Raw genomic sequence first — 17,427 nt, 5'->3', positions numbered from 1 at the left:
TTCGACCATGTGCCAGGCCTCGGTGACGTCGGCCTTTCCTTCGCTGATCTCCTTGCCACACTCCTTGCTGACGATCTCGCCGAGTTCCTCGTGGCGCTCGCGCAGCTCGTGGTAAATATCCCACAGGTACTCCGCGCGATCGATATACGAGAGGTCGCGCCACTCCTCGAACGCGTCCTCGGCCGCCTCGAGGGCGGCGTCGACGTCGGCTTCGGTCCCGCGCTGGAACTCCGCCAGCGGTTCCCCCGTCGCCGGGTTCTCGCTCTCGAACGTTTCCGAGCCGGTACCCTCAGTCCATTCACCGTTGATGTAGTGGAGGTTGACTCCACTGTCTGTCGATCGACTCACGTTCGAACCTTCTCCTGACGGGCATATAATTGTTCATCTTTGCCGTAGCTTCCTCGAGCGGTGAAATCGAATATCGGCAGAAATTATTTGATATATTCATACTATCTGGGCCGGTCGATGAGACAGCCTCGGACACCGACCATCGGCTCCAAAAGCGTCCAATATCCTCGAGAAGCATATTTTGCCTGTATCAGAGTAACTGCTCCGGGAGGCATTTACACATGTACAGCTGTAACGTGTCTGGCCGATATTGGTTTGATATATTCAAACTACGTTTTGATGGTCGTTGGACGACCTAAATGTAACGATCCCAATTCGCCGAACGACACCGGCGAAATCGACCGACGCGATCGGTCACCGGCACTTGTTCTCCGAAGCTCTGACACTTGATATCAGCCATGGAAAATTTTATCATGGTCTACGATTGACTACGGCTTATGTCTGAGTTCGGGATATTATCCCTCGTACCACCGCTGTTGGCGATCACGCTAGCGGTCGCAACGAGACGAATCATTCTCTCGTTATTCATCAGCATCTGGGTCGGGGGGGTTATCTACACCGGCGGACTCGGTATTGGCCAGACGTTCGACTGGATCATCGCGTCCATCATCGCCGAAGATGGATTCAACGCGGAGATCCTCGTTTTCACCCTGTTGCTCGGATCGGGCGTCGCGCTGATCTGGCGACTCGGCGGCGCTATTGCCGTTCGAGAGTGGGGGAGTAAGCACCTTCGGACCAGGCGGATGACGGCGACGATGACCTGGATCCTCGGGCTTGTCCTCTTTTTCGACGACTACGCCAACACGGCGATCGTCGGCAACACGATGCGGGAAACAGCGGACAGGATGCGCATCTCGCGCGAAAAACTCTCCTACATCGTGGACTCGACGGCCGCGCCCGTCGCGACGATCGGCATTTCGGGGTGGGTTGCGTTTCAGCTGTCGATCGTCAGAGACGCGTTTGACAGTCTCGAAACTGATCCGGGCGTCGAGACACCGGACGCGTTCTTCGTCTACCTCCAGTCGATCCCGTACAACGTCTACGCCATTCTCGCGATCGTCATGGTCGGCGTCATCGTCGTCACCCAGCGAGATTACGGCGAGATGCTCGCGGCCGAACACCGCGCCCGAACGACGGGGAAGGTCAACGACGACGACGCGGAACCGCTTCAGGAGGTCGAAGGCAACCTCAGCGATCCGATCACCACGCGGCCGATGCTTCGGACGTTCGTCCTCCCGATCGTCGTCCTCGTCATCGTCACGATCACCAGCGCGGTCTGGACCGGCTACGACGGACAGGCGGTGCTCGAGCCGCTGTCCAATCAGGAGTTCGGTACGTTCCTCGAGGAAGCGACGTCCGTCGCCGGCAACGGGAAGTGGACGACCGCGCTCGTCTGGGGTTCGTTCTCGATGGTCGCGACGGCGTTTACGCTCGGGATCGTATACGACCTGTGTGACCTCGATGAGGGTGTCGACGCGATCCTCGAGGGGTTCGACCTCATGCTGACCGCGGTGACGATCCTCATTCTCGCGTGGTCGATCAGCACCGCCGCCCAGGCGCTCGGAACCGGAGACTACGTTGCGACGCTCGTCGAAGGCACGATTCCGGTCGCGTTGTTCCCGCTGGTCGTCTTTTTCACCGCGACGTTCATCTCGTTCACGATGGGATCGTCGTGGGCGACGATGAGTCTGCTGACGCCCACCGCGATCTCGGTCGCGTTCAACCTCACCGGGGATTTCACCCTCGCGCCCGTCGTCGTGGGCACGGTGTTTTCCGGAGCCATCTTCGGCGACCACACGTCGCCGATCTCCGACACGACCGTCCTCTCATCGACGTTTACCGGTGCCGACCTCGTCGACCACGTTCGAACGCAGGCCTACTACGCGACCACCGTCGCCGCCGTCGTCATCGTCTGTTATCTGCTGTACGGCTTTGCCGGCGTTGGACCGCTGGTTTTCCTGCCGGTCGGACTCGTCTTGCTCGTCGGGCTGGTGTATGCCCTCTCGGAACTCGACGCTGCCAGACGGGGCATCGACCTGGATGAATTCCGGCGCGAGACAGCGTTCCCCGATCAGGACATCGAGTCAGATCCTTCCAACGCACCGGAAAGCACCGACTGACGACCATCGCCGTCCGGTTCGCGCTTCTCGAGCCGCTTTTCGCTGTCCCGGTTTCCGAACCGGCCGTTCGCGCCGATGAGAAGCGCCGACGGCACGGATGTCGGGAAGGGGAGATCCTAAGTACCTGGTTTACGAGGACAACGTATGGACGTCAGTCGAGCAGTAATCGAGCGTTTGACGAGCAACGGGATCGATACGATGTTCGGGATTCCGGGCAAGCAAACGCTCCCACTGAACGAAGCGATCGGTGCTCGAGACGACATCCGATTCGTGGTCGCACGCCACGAAACGGCGGTTTCTCACCAAGCGTGGGGGTACGCCGAGACCAGCGGCACGCCCGCGGCGACGGCCGTGGTTCCCGGTCCGGGGGACATGAACGCGATGAACGGGCTGAAAAACGCGCTCAACGACTGTACGCCGCTCGTCCACATCGCCGTCGAGACCGAACCCGAGATCCGCGGCGGCGACGGGATCCACGAGACGCCGCCGGACACCTACGACAACGTCGTGAAGGCGAATCTGCTCGTCGAACGGCCGGAGAGTACGGCCGCCGTCGTCGAGGAAGCGATCGCCATCGCGGAGACGCCGCCGAAGGGACCGGTCCGGATCGGCATTCCGAAGAACTTTCTCTCGATGGACGTCCCACTCGCGACGCCCGGCGAGTACAGCCGAACGCACGTCGACGGCGTCGCCGACGCGGACATCGAGGACGCCGCCGCGTTGCTGGCCGGAGCCGACCGGCCGGTGATCGTCGCCGGTGGCGGCGTCCGCGCCGCGAACGCGAGCGATTCGCTGCGACAGGTCGCCGCTCGACTCGAGGCACCCGTCGTCACGACCTACAAGGGCAAGGGCGTGCTTCCCGACGACCCCGCCGAGTACGTGGCCGGGACGCTCTCGGGGAGCGCGTCCCCGGAACTACTGGAGTGTCTCGCCGACTCCGACGCCGCGCTCGCGGTCGGCACGGACTTCGACGCGGTCGCGACCCGGGCCTGGAGCGTCGACCTCCCCGACGACCTCGTCCACGTGACCCTCGACGCCGACGACCTCGGGAACGGCTACGACCCCACGGTCGGGATCGTCGCCGATGCCGGGCCGGCGCTCTCGGCGCTCGAGACCGCACTCGCCGACTATGACAACCCGGACCGCGACGGGACGGACCGTGCGCGGGCGGTCCGGGAAGCGACGAGCGACCGCGTCGAGGACCTGCGCGTCTCGTCGTCGCCGCTTACGTCGGTGAGTGCGCTCGAGACGGTTCGGAAAGCGATCCCGGACGACGCGGTCGTCGCCGTCGACGCCGGTGGCTTTCGCGTCTGGGCGCTCAACGTGTTCGAAGCCGCCGGGCCGCGGTCGTACGTCAATCCGGGTTCGTGGGCGACGATGGGGACCGGACTCCCGTCGGGGATCGGCGCACAACTGGCCAACCCCGACGAGGACGTCGTCGTGCTCACCGGCGACGGCGGGCTCATGATGTGTATCCACGAACTCCACACCGCTGTCGCGGAGGACCTCCCGATAACCGTCGTCGTCTTCGCCAACGAGGATTACGCGATCATCAGCGATCAGGCCGGCCGGGACTACGAACTCGCCGAAGGCGAATACAACTGGAGCGACGCGCCGATCTCGTTCACGGCGCTTGCGGGGAGTATGGGCATGCGAACCGAACGCGCCGAAGCACCCGCCGAAATCGAATCGACGCTCGCGGATGCCGTCGCGGCCGAGGAACCGATCCTCGTCGAAATCCCGACCGATCCGGCCGAACCGCAAGCGAGCGACTGGATGAGCGAATAAGGCGCTTTCGCTACCTGTTTTTGGGTTTACCGGTCGCAACCGGGTTCAAAAGACTCGTCTCGTCGATGCCGGTTCCGCGTTCAGTTCGGCGTGGTATCGAGTTCGGCGACGGTGACGCCGGTTTCGTTCTCGATCGTAACCCGGTAGCCACAGTAGGTAAACTCGACGCAGAAATCGCCGTTCGCCGCCGATTCGACGAGTCGCTCCAGGGCATCGGGATCGATGATGTCGTACAGGGGGGGTAACGCCGTCGGATCGGTTCCCTCGAGGGACGCGACTCTGTTGACGATCATAGCAGTACAGCCGTATTCTACACATGGCTCTTCGCAGCTCATCTCTCTACCGAACCACCGGTGTCCAGCTAGTAAATTGTTTCCCTATATAGAGGACAAATTACATAATAATATCCGAAAGTGCATCTAGTGTACAGATATAGGTAGAACTTCCTGTGTATATTAGCTGAAATTGGCCGTATGTCTGATGATATCGGTCAGTCTCGATCGGGAACGCGGTTGCGAACTGGATTTCCCGGACTCGTGCTCTGACTCGGACAGCCGACTCGACGCTCTTTTTGTCCGATAAAATATCATTCGAGAACCGCCTGAGAGGTTCGTTCGAGACGGGACAAAAGCGGTTCCAGCAGTGATCGGTTGAGAGTATAGACAGAGTACAGAGGGATACCGATTGGAATCCGTTCCTAGGAAATATGGGACGGACACTGCCCCTATAGCCGAAGTAATCCTCGTGATTCAGAGTTAGGGATTCGAATACGGAGCTCCGCCTATCGGTACTATCGGGCGGTTTGTGGGACCAACCCCAGTCAGTGCCGGCAGAAACACCTCTATTGAGTATATATCTAGTCGCATAGTACAGGTAGCTGGAATTCGACAGTGATTTCTGTCACGCTGACTCGAGCGATTCGATCCCCGCCGGACTCGGCGCGGTTCTCCCGGAGCCGTCGGGTTGCCGTATATTTAAGGGGGAACTGCACACTATTCGGTGACATCACAACCGATGTCGCCCACTGCCCCGTCGCTTTCGGGATCCTGCAAGCTCCTCCCTGCACCGAGCGGAACCCTCCTCGAGACCGTCGCCGACGAGTACGCCGCCCTCGCCGACGAGTACGGCCCCCGAAACGTCCTCGTCCTGAAACGGCACCCGTCGGGCCTCGAGACGGTGGCCGAGGCGCTGGCCGATGCTCGGACGGCGACCGACACGCCCCGGTCGCCGCGGGTCGAATCCCTGCCGGAACACGCCTCGAAGGTGCTCGAGGAACACGATCCGACGCTGGATCGACTCGAGTACGAGGAACGGATCGAACTCATCTCGCTCGTGATCGACGGTGCGAGCCGCGAGGTTCCGGACTACCTCGAGCGGGCCGCGGCACACGAAAGTTTCGGCCGCGATGTCGGGCAGTTGTTGCTCGATGCGACCCGCCAGCGGCTCCGACTCGAAGATCTCCGGGCGCAAGGCCGTGATCCCCACGAGTGTCTCGCCTTCCTCTACGCGATGAACGACCGGTTTCACGCGGAACTCTCCGATCGCGGGTTCGTCGAACGGGCGGACGTGATCCCGCGGGCCGTCGACCTGCTCGAGGCAAACGCCGACGGGCTTCAAAGCCGTGTGACGGCCTCGTTCGACGCCGTTCTCGCCCTCGAGTTCGAGGAGTTCCGTCGGCTCGACCGACGGTACCTCGCGACGCTCACCGCCGACGCCGACCTGGTCTGTCTCGGCGAACGCCACGCCAGCGTCGAACGCACACGAGTCGAGCCAGGGTGTGTCGAGGATATCGCCGAACGCGCGGGGCTCGACGCCGAATCCCTCGAGCGTTCCCCGTCCCCGGCCGGGACCGGGCCGCCCCACCGCGGGATCACGCGGTTTCTCGCGACCGGAGCCACGGATGCGATCGGGACGGCCGACGCGGCCGGCCGGCAGACCGGGACGGCACGTCGAATCCGAACCGACACCGCCCGCGAACAGCGCCGGGCCGTGGCGACCGAGATCCAGTCGCTGCGGGAACGACGCGGCTGGTCGTACGACGACATCGCCGTCGCGGTCCCGCGGGTCGAACGGATCCCCGAAACCAGAACGCGGCTCCGGGAGGCCGGTATCCCGACGGCGACGGTCGGAACCCCCTCGCTCGCCGAGGATCCCGCCGTCAACGAACTCTACGCGTTCGTCACCCTCCAGTGGGCTCGAGAGCGGACGGGGACCGAGACGGACCGTGCCGACGAGGCGAGTCGTCCCGGTCACGTCGACGACCGCGAGGCCTCCCGGACTCATCTCAGCGCTCGCGTCGACGAGTTCTCGCCCGCGTTGCTCGAGGCGTGTGCCGACTCGAGCGTGGCTCGCTCGCTCCGGGAGTGGATCCGGCGAACGGACCTCAAGGGACGGATCGCACGTGAGGAGGCGTGGGTCGATGCCAGAGAGCAGTACGAGAGCGTCCGGCGGGTGCTCGAGATCGCCCGGTTCGTCGAGGAGACGGACCTCGTCGGGCCTGACTGGCGGGGACTGCGCCGGATGCTTCGGCGGACGATCCGGTACGACGCGCCGTACGTGCACGCGGTCGAAGCCCAACCGCCGACCGGCGGGGTCGCGGTGTGTGCCGTCGACGACCTCAAGTACGACTCCCGGGAGGCGGTCTTTCTGCTCGACCTGATCGACGATGCCTATCCGGGCGAACAGTTTCTCACCCAGTTGTTCCCGACGGCGTGGCTCCGGGAGATGCCGACCTACCCCGCCGTCACCGACCCGTCGCCGGCCGAAATCACCGAAACGTTCGCGACGGTCTCGCCCGCCGACGTCGGCGATCCGTTCGAGACCTACCACGCCCAGCGGTCGCGGCGACGGCTCGCGCTCGGCGCTCGTGCGGCCGAGAGCGTCCTCTACTGCTGTTCGTACGAGCGCGGGTCCGGCGGCCTGCGCCGGAGCTACGACGAGTCACGGTACCTGAAACTGATCGCGGCGACGGACGGCCTTTCGCTCGTCGACGTCGACGCCCGCTCCGGGGCGCGGATTCACGGCGAGACGAACGCGCTCGAGGCCCTGCTCGACCAGCCCCGCGGCGAACTCGAGCGCGTCCTCCGTGAAGCGAGTACGGGCGGGACGGCGAACCTCGCGACGACGGAGGAACTGTTCGAGGAAATCGCCGTCGTTCTCGCCGAGGGGGATATCGACGACGACCTCGCCGAGGCGGTCCGCTCGCAGTTCGAGTTCGCCGCCGGGGAGGTGGTGCGGAATGACTGACGCCACGGAGCGGTCCCCGGAATCCGCCGCCGGACGGTCGGTCTCCGTCGACGGCCTCGCGACCTACCTCCGTTGTCCGCGCCGGTACGAGTTCGCACACGTCCACGAACTCGAGGGCAGCGACGACTCGGACGTGACCGCCGATCGCGCCGACCTCCTGCGGCGGGCCATCTGTGCGGCGCTGCGAAGCGGCGAAACCGACGTCGACGGTCTCTTCGCGGTGGGTCGAGAACGCCTGTCAGCGCTGTGGGACGACCACGACGAGCGGTTTCACTCCCGCGCGCAACGGCGACACGAGCGACGCGTCCTCGAGGCGACGCTGCGGGCGTATCTCGAGCGCGTCGGCGTCGAACACGCCGCGGGGATCGAGCGGCTGGCGGCGGACGCGACCGACGCGGAACCGGTCGGCCCGTCGCTCTCGGTTTCGAGTACGGTTTCGGTCCCCGAGAACACCGACCCCGTTCCGGTCGAGGCGACCGTCGACTACCTCTACGTCGACGGGTCGTCTTTCGTGGGCGTTCGGTTCGTGCCGACCCTCGCGCCGCTCGGTCTCCTGCGGTACCGGTCCGACTGGGACGGCGACGTCGCCGATCTCTTTACCGATCACTTCGACGCTGATGCGGACGTCTTCGAGCCGGGCGCGGTCAGCGCACTCCTCGAGACGGCCGTCGTCCTCGAGGGCCTCCGTGCCCGTCGGGACCGCCTCGGTCTCGAGGACCGGACCTGTCGATACCTTCGTATTCCACTCGCCGATCGATCGAAGGCGACGGTCAACTGGATCCGCGGGACCGTCGAGACGAGCCTCGAGGTGATGGATCTGACCGACGTGTACGTCGACCACCTGACGTACGGCATGACACACGAACACCGAAACGAGACGGTCGACGATCGACTCGCCGACGTCCTCGGGAGGCTGGTCACGGGATCGTTCGATCCGTCGGACCGGTGGGACCGGATCGAATCGCACGCCTGTCCGTCCTGTGAGTACACCGTCTGCTGTCAGGAGTACATCGCCCGGGAGGTGGCGTTCGATGGATAACGACGACGGCCGCCTTGCCGGGCGATCGGATCGCGACCCCGACGGGGATCGCCTCGACCCAACCGAAAGTCAGCGGGCCGTCATCGACAGCAGGGCGGCCTGTACCTCCGTCGACGCCGGCGCGGGAACCGGCAAGACGACGACGATGCTCATGCGGATCGAACGCGCCATCGAGCGCGGCGCGGTCGAGCCGGACGACGTACTGGTGTTGACGTTCGCGAACGAGGCCGCCGGCAGCATCCGCGACGCGGTGTCCGAGCGCCTCGATCCGGACGCCGCCGCGGCGATCGACGTCTACACCTACCACTCCTTTTGCTATCGGCTGGTCCGCGAGTACGCCTACTACCTCGGGTACTCTCCCGAGTTCGACGTCGTCACCCGGCGAAGACGCCGCCGGATCGTCGGGCGGCTCCTCGCGGAGAACGACTACGGCTTCGCGGCCGCGTGGCCCCGCGGCGACGGCTCGGCCGCCGATCTCACCGACGCAGTCGATCGGTTCATCCGGACGATGAGCCGGGAGGGGATCGGTCCCGACCGGCTCAGGGAAGCACTCCCCGCGGTTCGAACCCTCGAGTTGTGCACCGAGTTCGTCCTCTGGCTCGAGCGAACGGCCGCCGAGGACCTGTCGTTCGAGAACGAGGCGCTGCGATACTTCAACGATGACGACCACCTCACGGCAGCCCGGGAGTCGCTGGTCGAGTACGGGAAACTCCTTTCGTACTGTCGCGAAAAGATCGCGGAGGCACCCGACCCGTTTCGAAACGACGACGTGGTGTGCGATATCGACCGCTACCTCCGGGTGCTCCAGACGTGCGTGACGAACACGATCGAGACGCTCTCGCTCGAGGAGCCGACCACGAAACACCTGCCGCGTGCCCTGTTTGGCAACGAGATCAGGGGTGCGACGACGGGACGGATCGAACAGAGCCCGCTCGGGCGGTTGAAACACTACGTCGAGTTCCTCCGACTCGCGCGCCACTACACCGACGTATACGCGGACTATCACGACACTCTCGAGCGCGAACGGACGCTGGATTTCGACGAACTGGTGCGGACGGCGACCGATCTGGTTACCGACGAGGGGGTCGCGGCCGAGATCACCGACCAGTGGCAGCAGGTGTACTGCGACGAGTTTCAGGACACCGACGAGACCCAGTTTACCCTGCTTACCGAACTCACGGACGGTCCCGACCGGCCGGACTTGCTCGCGATCGGCGACAAGGACCAGGCCATCTACGGCTGGCGCGGCACCGATCGTGAGGGGCTCGATCGACTCGCCGACGCCTACGACGACCACGAGTCGATCGAACTCGAACTCAACTTCCGGTCGCGACAGGAGATCCTCGAGCTGACGAACCACTGCGAGTACGGCTCCCAGTCCTCGAAGACGCTCCGTGAAAACGAGCGAACCCGGGGCGAGTACGCCGTCGGCAGCGACGGGATCGAACCGTCGCTGCCCGATCGAGTCATCAAAATCGAAAGCGACGATATCGACCGCTCGACGGCAAAACAGGTCTCGACGACCGTCTCGCGGCTGCTCAACGGCGAGGCGGAGAACGTCCCCCAGCGGACGGTAGCGGACATCGCGGTCATCGTCCGAACCAACCGCCACGCACAGGCGGTCGCGGACGAACTTCGGGAACGGCGGATCCCCTACGAGGTCTCGGGATCACCGCGCGGCGAGGTGTCGCCCGGAATACGGACGGTCCTGTCGTATCTCCGCGTACTCGTCGATCCGGACGCCGACGCCCACCTCCGGCGCGTACTGCTGTACCGGTATCGGTTCTCGGAGGCGGATCTCGAGACGCTTCAGCGTCGACCCGAATCGCTGTTCGATGCGGTGTTCGACGTCGATCCCGAAACGCTCGAGAACCCCACACGACTCGAGCGAGCGCGCGATCACCTCGACGAGCTTACGACGCTGCAGGCGAGCGTGCCCCTCTCGGGTTTCCTCCGGCGGTTCCGGGAGGTGACGCGTCTCGAGTGGTTTCTCACGGGCGAGGAGCGGCCGGAACTCGACCGGCTCGAACGGTTCGTCGAGAGCTACGAGCCCGACGCCGTCGTCCGGACGCTGACCGGTGAGTTCGTCGATGCGCTCGAGCGGACACTGAGGGGTGATGGAAACGAGCGCACGCGGGGCACCCGATCGTCGGACTGCGTGGACGTGATGACCGTCCATCAGGCGAAAGGGCTCGAGTTCGATACGGTACTGGTCCCGTATCTCTCCGACGAGGAGTGGTGCGTCGAGACCGACTACGCCGATCGCGCGCGGTATCGGTTGCTCGCCGCGACGCTGTCGAGCGAGGTCGATTCGCCGCTGTGTGCGGATCTGGCCGCCGATACCCTCGGCGAGGAGTGGCGGGTTCTCCACGTCGCGCTCACCCGGGCTGCGAATCACCTGTTCGTCTTCGGTGCCGAGTACGACTACGACGGAGCGGCGGACGAACTCGGGGCCTCGACGGCCGACGCGTGTCTCGCGGACGAGATCGAGTGGTCGGTCACCGGCCAGCGGATGGAGCTGTGGTCGTCCCTCCGGGGGAGCTTCGAGCGGGTTCGGGAAACGTATCCCGAAACCGTCGTCGATCGGACCGCGGAACTCGAACGCGCCACCGCCACCGGTTCGGGGACGATCACCTACGACGCCGGGGCCGTCGATCGGCCGGCCGAATCCCTCGGGGCGAAGGCGGCGGTCGAAACCGTCCATCGGCTCGGGCGGTTGCTCCGTACCGAAACCTTGCTGCCCGCTGCCGACGCGGCGAGCCACGGCGCGTTCGAGGGGGCGGACTCCGTGGGTCCGGTTCCGGCCGAGCGCCGCCTCTCGACGCTGACGACCGAAACCGTCCGGTTTCCCATCGAGACGCTCTCGGCCGCGACCGACCTCCCGGTCGCGATGCGACACAGCTACACGGCGATGGAAACCCACGCCACGTGCCCGCGAAAACACTACCTCGATCACGTCGTCCGAGCGGTCGACGATCCGACGGGCACGGGTGGCCGCTCGAGCACAATCGGCGCCGGATCGCGGCTCGTCGGGACCGTCTTCCACGCCGTCGCCGAGGAGGCGTTCTACCGGGGGTATCGAACCCGTGAGGCGTGGCACGAGGCCGCGCAGCGACAGCTTACGGCGCGGAACTGCCGCGAGCACCGCGAGGCCGTCCTCGGCTGCATCGACCGGTTCTTCGAAGCGACTGCCCCCGGATTCGACCAGCCCGTCGCCGACTGGGAACCCCTCGCGGCCGAACTGTCGTTCTCGCTGGCGGACGTCACCGGCGTGGCGGGCGACGTCGTCGGCGTTATCGATTCGGTTCGGCGGACGCCGGCCGGGGAACTCGTCGTCCTCGACTACAAGACGACCGCCGAGCGAATCGCGCCGGCCGATGCGACGCAGCTTTCGCTGTACTTGCAGGCGTTCGAACGGCAGTTCGATGCTGCCGAGCCGATTTCGAGGGCGGGATACGTCTACGTCGGCGACGGTACCGGTCCGTGCGTGTCCCTGTTCGATCCCGACGAACTGCCGTCGTGGGCGTCGGTCCTCGAGACGCTCACCGCGGTCGACGATCCCTCGTACGACGAGACGACGCCGGGCGAACACTGCCGGTACTGTCCACACCGGTCGCTCGGCTGTGGACCCGACGAGTACGCCGGCCCGGTCGACGACGGGGTCGGCGACGGCTGACGCCCGACGGCCGTCGAACGCCCATCCTTTATTTTCGGGCGCACCAACGGGCAGCTATGATCGAGGCGACGCTCTGTTTTCCGCTGCGAGGCGACGGCGGCGACACGGGCGGATCCGTTGCCGACTGTAACGAAGTATTGTTGATCGAGAAACGCCGCGGACTCGGCGAAGGGTTGTACAACGGTCCCGGCGGCAAACTCGAGCCCGGCGAAACGCCCCGCGAGTGTGCCGTCCGCGAGACGCAAGAGGAGGTCGGACTCGAGATCGCACCGACGGATCTCGAGAAGGCGGGCGAGCTCACGTTTTTGCTCGACGGAGAGTGTCACACGTCCTGTCACGTCTACCGAACCGAAACGTTCGCCGGTGAACCCACCACCTCCGACGAGGCGCGGCCGGAGTGGTTCGAAATCGACGCCGTTCCCTACGACCGGATGTGGGAGGACGATCGACTCTGGCTACCACGCGTTCTCGAGGGGGAGACGGTCGTCGGCGAGTTCGAATTCGAGGGCGGCGAACCGCTAGACGAGGCCACGTTCGTCGACTACGATCTCGAGTGCGGCGTTTCGTTCGAGGCGACCACGGCGGAGTGAAAGCCGACGTTCACCCGTGTGAACGTTGGTTACGATCGCGTTCGATCGAAACGGACAAAAAAGCCTACATCACTTTCACCGGAAGCGATGAATAGGTATGTCCGAGGCGAGACCGACTCGCAGACGGCTTCTCGAGGTCGGTAGTGCTGCGTTGCTGACCGCCGTTGCTGGATGCACGCTGCCGTCGGCCAACTCTGACGGTTCTGGCCGGACTCCGTCGACTGCTGCGGCGGACAGTCCGTATGCGGCGGTCTATCGGGACGCGATCGATTCGGTGGTGCTCGTCGAAACCGGACAGGGGCAGGGAACTGGGTTCGTCTTCGACGAGACACACGTCGTCACGAACGCCCACGTCGCCGGCCAAGCATCGACGACGGCGATCCGTTTCAACGGAGGACACTGGAGCGATGGCGACGTCGTCGGAACGGACCCCCACAGCGACCTGGCCGCGATCGCGGTCGACGACGTTCCGTCGGAAGCGACCCCGTTGCCGTTCGTCGACGGGACGGTCGCGATCGGACAGGAAGTCGTGGCTATCGGCAACCCGTTTAACCTCAATGGCACGGTCACGACGGGAATCGTCAGCGGAACCGATCGGTCGATTCCGGCCCCGACGGGCTACCGGATTCCGGACGCGATCCAGACCGACGCCGCGGTCAACCCGGGTAACAGCGGCGGCCCGTTGATGACCCTCGACGGCCGCGTCGCGGCCGTGATCAACTCCGGCGGCGGCGACAACATCGCCTTTGGCATCTCGGCGGCGCTGACACAGCGCGTCGTCCCCGAACTCATCGAAACCGGGTCGTACGACCACGCCTACTTGGGTATCTCGTTCACCGACGTCACACCCGCGATCGCGCAGGCACACGACCTCGAGGACCCGCGGGGGCTCCTCGTCGTCGAAGCGACGCGGGGTGGGCCCGCCGATGGCGTCTTGCAACCCACCAACGACGTTCGCCTCATCGACGGCAAACGCGTTCAGGTCGGCGGGGACATTCTGCTGGCCATCGACGGAACCGAGATCACGACGTCGGAGGATCTGGGGAGTCACCTCGCGTTACAGGCACGACCCGGAGAGACCGTCGAACTGACCGTGCTCCGTGACGGGAGCGAACGCACCGTCGAACTCGAGTTGGGGACGCGTCCCGCGTAGGGACTGCGTCGGCGGTTTCGATTCGCTCCCGGACACAGTGGATATACAAACGTGGTTCCCGTACTCGCAACGATGGCGCTTCTCGGAAACAAGTGGTTGTGGCTGTCCGTTCTGGGGGTTTTCCTGTCCGGTGGATTAATACTCGTCGCCGTCGGGTATCTCGGGTTACTCGTGTACTCGGGGCTGGTCAGCGAGACACCGATCGTGACGCTCTTGCTCGATATCGCGATCCCCGTTGTCGTGGGTATCGCCGTCCTGGTCGCACTGTTAGCGGTGTCGTGTGTCGGGTTGCTCTGGGTGCTGGTCCGAAACGCGTCGCTCCCGCGAAACGACCGGATCGCAACGATCGCGGAGCGACTCGAACGCGAGTACCCGCCGCTACGAAGCGTCGGGCTGTCGGAACTGTTCACGCCGCCGGAACCGTCGGCGGAAGAGCAGGCCGAACGAGCGCTCGCGGAGTTGAAACAGCAGTACGTCGACGGCGAAATCACCGAACGGGAGTTCGAACGGAAGGTCGACCGACTCGTCGCGAACGATTCGATCGACGAAGCGCGCGCGGCCCACGAACGGAACCGAATGCTGGACGACCGGCCGAATCAGGACTGAGAGGGTCGCTTTCGGCACGCACGCGATTGCGATCACCGTGTTGACCCAAAACGGACTTCGGGAACGGGCGACCCGACGGCACGACCGTCGTTCCGTCGCCGATCAGGGCGTCAGTACGACTTTGCCGGAACTCTTGCGATCCTCGATGTACTGGTGGGCCTCGGCCGCGTCCTCGAGTGCGAACGATTCGCCGAGGATCACTTCGAGATCGCCGCTGGTCAGTCCCTCCGTGAGGTCGGGGACGGCCTGCATGACCGTGCTCGGATCGTGCGTGGACGCCTGTCCGAGATGGAACCCTTTGACGGTCTTGTTCTCGAACAGTAGCCGTCGGTTCTCCACCTCGGCGGGAACGCCGCTTGCGACGCCGTAAGTGACCATCCGGCCGAAGTGGGCCATCGCGTCGAGACTGCGCTCGAAGACGTCGTCGCCGACGCTCTCGAGGACGAGGTCGACCCCCTCGCCGTCGGTCTCCTCGTCGACGACCTCGCGGAAGTCCGTCTCGGTGTAGTTGATCGGGTGGTCACAGCCCAGATCCGCGGCGAGGTCGAGTTTTTCCTGCGTGCTCGCGGTGCCGAAGACCTCCGCGCCGGCGTTCGAGGCGAGTTGGACGGCGGCCGTCCCGACCCCACCCGCGGCGGCCTGAATCAGGACGGTCTCACCTTCCTCGAGGCCGCCCCACTCGAACAGACAGGAGTGTGCCGTGAGGAACTGCACCGGGAAGCCGGCCGCTTCCTCGAAGCTCATCCCCTCCGGGATGGGGAAAAGCAACTGGGCGTTCGCAACGGTGTACTCGGCGTATCCGCCGGTATCGAGCATCGCGACGACTCGGTCCCCCTCGTCGAGGTCGACCCCCTCGCCGGTCGCGTCGATCGTCCCCGCGGCTTCCATGCCGGGAACGTAGGGCGCGTCGGGACCGCCCGGATAGACGCCACGGCGCTGCATGATGTCCGCGAAGTTGATCCCCGCCGCTTCGATCTCGATGCGGACCTCGCCCGCGCCGGGTTCGGGCAGTTCCGCGTCGGTTACCTCGAGTTGCTCGCTGTCGCCGTATTCGGCAACTTCGATCGTACGCATATTCCCCCTAACGTGTGCGAGTCGCATAAGGCTGCGAGAACCGGAAACAACACTCCAGAGGTTTTCGATCCGCTTCGAGTCAGCCGTCCGACCTTCGCATGGTTTAAGACCGCGCTGACTGCATGTCGTACCAATGAGCGACGAGAGCCAGGAACTCGGCATCACCGAGTCGAAATCACACAAACCCGGCGACTGGTACGCCGAGGTCGTCCAGAAGGCCGGCCTCGCGGATTACGCCCCCATGGGCGGGTTCATCGTCACGAAGCCACGCGGATACGCGCTCTGGGAGCGCATTCAGGACGCACTGGACGGCTGGTTCAAAGACACCGGCGTCCAGAACGCGTACTTCCCGATGTTCATCCCCGAAAGCTACCTCGAGCGCGAGAAGGACATCGTCGAGGGGTTCGACCCCGAGGTCGCGTGGGTGACCCAGGGCGGCCACGACGAACTCGAGGAGCGACTCGCGGTACGGCCCACCAGCGAATCGATCATCGCGCCGTTTATGTCACAGTGGGTCCGCAGCCACCGGGATCTCCCCTTGCGGTTGAACCAGTGGTGTTCCGTGGTTCGGTGGGAGGCGACCGAGACCAAGCCGTTCTTCCGGACCAAGGAGTTCATGTGGCAGGAAGGCCACACCGCCCACGCCACCGACGAGGAAGCCTGGGAGGAGGTCTGGACCCGTCTGAGCCAGTACGAACGCGTCTACGAGGAGGTGCTTGCGATCCCGGTGTTGCGCGGCAAAAAGCCCGAACACGACAAGTTCCCGGGCGCGGATACGACCACGACGGTCGAAGCGCTGATGCCCGACGGAAAGTCGGTCCAGGGGGGGACCAGCCACCACCTCGGCCAGAGCTTCGCCGAGGCGTTCGACATCACCTTCGTCGACGAGGACGAAAAAGAGCGCACCGCCTACACCACCTCGTGGGGCCTCTCGTGGCGGGCACTCGGCGCGCTCATCATGACTCACTCCGACGATCAGGGACTCGTCCTGCCGCCGACGATCGCACCCACGCAGGTCGTCATCGTCCCCATCTGGCAGGAGGACACGAAAGAGGACGTCCTCGAGTACTCCGCGGGGATCGCCGACGATCTCGAGGACGCCGGCTTCCGCGTCGAACTCGACGACCGCGACGAGCGCAATCCCGGCTTCAAGTTCAACGAACACGAACTCAACGGCGTGCCGCTGCGTCTCGAGATCGGGCCTAACGAGGTCGACGACGAGGAGATCACGCTGGTCCACCGCCCCGACAACGAGCAGTCGGTCGCGGACCGCGACGGGATCGTCGACACTGTCGACGACCACCTCGAGACGATCTTCGACAAACTGTACGATGCGGCCGCGGAAACGCTCGATGAGAACGTTCGAGAAGCCCACAGCCCGGAGGAAATCCTCGGGACGCTTGGCAAACACGGCGGCTACGTGAAGACCCCGTGGTGTGGCGACGAGGCCTGTGAAACGGCCATCAAGGAGAAAATCGCCGCCGAGATCGTCATGCAACCCCTCGAGGACGAGGGCGGCCAAACTGCCGGCGAGGTTCCCGAACCCGACCACGACGAGTGTGGCGTCTGTGGCGATCCCGCCGACGAGATCGCGTACTTCGCGAAGTCGTACTAGGGGTTCGAGGTCACCGGTTTTCGGGATTCGATTACGGGTTCTCGGCTCGCTTTCGGTTCAACGCGAGAACCATCTGTCGGTAGTAGCACGGCTCACGGTAGCGGTTATCACTCGAACCTAATCGTTTAACCCCAGATTGCTTATCAGTGGCGACGAAACGAATACTTGGTGT

Annotated in this window: 12 protein-coding genes; 9 read left to right on the top strand and 3 right to left on the bottom strand. The window is 64.7% G+C overall.

Going from position 1 to position 17,427, the window contains the following annotated elements; all coding sequences use genetic code 11:
* On the bottom strand, positions 1–348 hold a 348-nt coding region (locus tag TX80_RS19745; RefSeq protein WP_230198703.1), incomplete at its 3' end, for an aldehyde dehydrogenase family protein.
* A gap of 437 nt (positions 349–785) precedes the next feature.
* Between TX80_RS19745 and TX80_RS09790 the strand changes: the two genes are divergently transcribed.
* The gene (locus tag TX80_RS09790) at positions 786–2,468 is read left to right on the top strand and encodes a Na+/H+ antiporter NhaC family protein (protein WP_049922919.1); all 1,683 of its coding nucleotides are present in this window, start codon (positions 786–788) and stop codon (positions 2,466–2,468) included.
* Between the two features lie 144 nt (positions 2,469–2,612).
* Positions 2,613–4,256 carry a thiamine pyrophosphate-binding protein gene (locus TX80_RS09785; RefSeq protein ID WP_049922918.1) on the top strand — a complete coding sequence of 548 codons (1,644 nt, stop codon included), beginning with the start codon at positions 2,613–2,615 and terminating at the stop codon, positions 4,254–4,256.
* A gap of 80 nt (positions 4,257–4,336) precedes the next feature.
* Here TX80_RS09785 and TX80_RS09780 read toward each other — a convergent pair whose 3' ends face one another.
* Positions 4,337–4,549, bottom strand: a complete 213-nt coding sequence (locus TX80_RS09780; protein WP_230198702.1) for a HalOD1 output domain-containing protein — start codon at positions 4,547–4,549, stop codon at positions 4,337–4,339.
* Between the two features lie 721 nt (positions 4,550–5,270).
* Between TX80_RS09780 and TX80_RS09775 the strand changes: the two genes are divergently transcribed.
* The 6 genes from TX80_RS09775 (at position 5,271) to TX80_RS09750 (ending at position 14,566) form a co-directional block, all read left to right on the top strand.
* A complete protein-coding gene (locus TX80_RS09775) occupies positions 5,271–7,502 on the top strand; it encodes a hypothetical protein (RefSeq protein ID WP_049922916.1) in 2,232 nt (743 codons plus the stop codon).
* Complete coding sequence (locus TX80_RS09770) at positions 7,495–8,541, top strand: PD-(D/E)XK nuclease family protein (protein ID WP_049922915.1); 1,047 nt, start codon at positions 7,495–7,497, stop codon at positions 8,539–8,541. Before TX80_RS09775 ends, TX80_RS09770 begins: the two co-directional genes overlap by 8 nt.
* Positions 8,534–12,217 (top strand): ATP-dependent DNA helicase, encoded by a 3,684-nt coding sequence (locus tag TX80_RS09765; protein ID WP_049922914.1) that lies wholly within the window; start codon positions 8,534–8,536, stop codon positions 12,215–12,217. The genes TX80_RS09770 and TX80_RS09765 overlap by 8 nt, the downstream gene beginning before the upstream one ends.
* 56 nt (positions 12,218–12,273) lie before the next feature.
* The gene (locus tag TX80_RS09760; protein WP_049922913.1) at positions 12,274–12,807 is read left to right on the top strand and encodes an 8-oxo-dGTP diphosphatase; all 534 of its coding nucleotides are present in this window, start codon (positions 12,274–12,276) and stop codon (positions 12,805–12,807) included.
* A gap of 97 nt (positions 12,808–12,904) precedes the next feature.
* Positions 12,905–13,960: a S1C family serine protease gene (locus TX80_RS09755; RefSeq protein WP_049922912.1), complete on the top strand. Its 1,056-nt coding sequence runs from the start codon at positions 12,905–12,907 to the stop codon at positions 13,958–13,960.
* A 72-nt stretch (positions 13,961–14,032) separates the two neighbouring features.
* Positions 14,033–14,566: an SHOCT domain-containing protein gene (locus TX80_RS09750; protein WP_049923213.1), complete on the top strand. Its 534-nt coding sequence runs from the start codon at positions 14,033–14,035 to the stop codon at positions 14,564–14,566.
* A 102-nt stretch (positions 14,567–14,668) separates the two neighbouring features.
* Here the strand turns inward: TX80_RS09750 and TX80_RS09745 are convergent, their stop codons facing one another.
* Complete coding sequence (locus TX80_RS09745; protein ID WP_049922911.1) at positions 14,669–15,640, bottom strand: quinone oxidoreductase family protein; 972 nt, start codon at positions 15,638–15,640, stop codon at positions 14,669–14,671.
* Between the two features lie 133 nt (positions 15,641–15,773).
* Between TX80_RS09745 and proS the strand changes: the two genes are divergently transcribed.
* Positions 15,774–17,255: a proline--tRNA ligase gene (gene proS / locus TX80_RS09740; RefSeq protein WP_049922910.1), complete on the top strand. Its 1,482-nt coding sequence runs from the start codon at positions 15,774–15,776 to the stop codon at positions 17,253–17,255.
* Positions 17,256–17,427: the final 172 nt, after the last annotated feature.

The organism is Halopiger djelfimassiliensis (genome assembly GCF_000455365.1).
GTDB classification, from domain to species: domain Archaea; phylum Halobacteriota; class Halobacteria; order Halobacteriales; family Natrialbaceae; genus Halopiger_B; species Halopiger_B djelfimassiliensis.
Note: the sequence above shows the minus strand (reverse complement) of the source record. Positions and strands in the feature narration are given on the sequence as shown.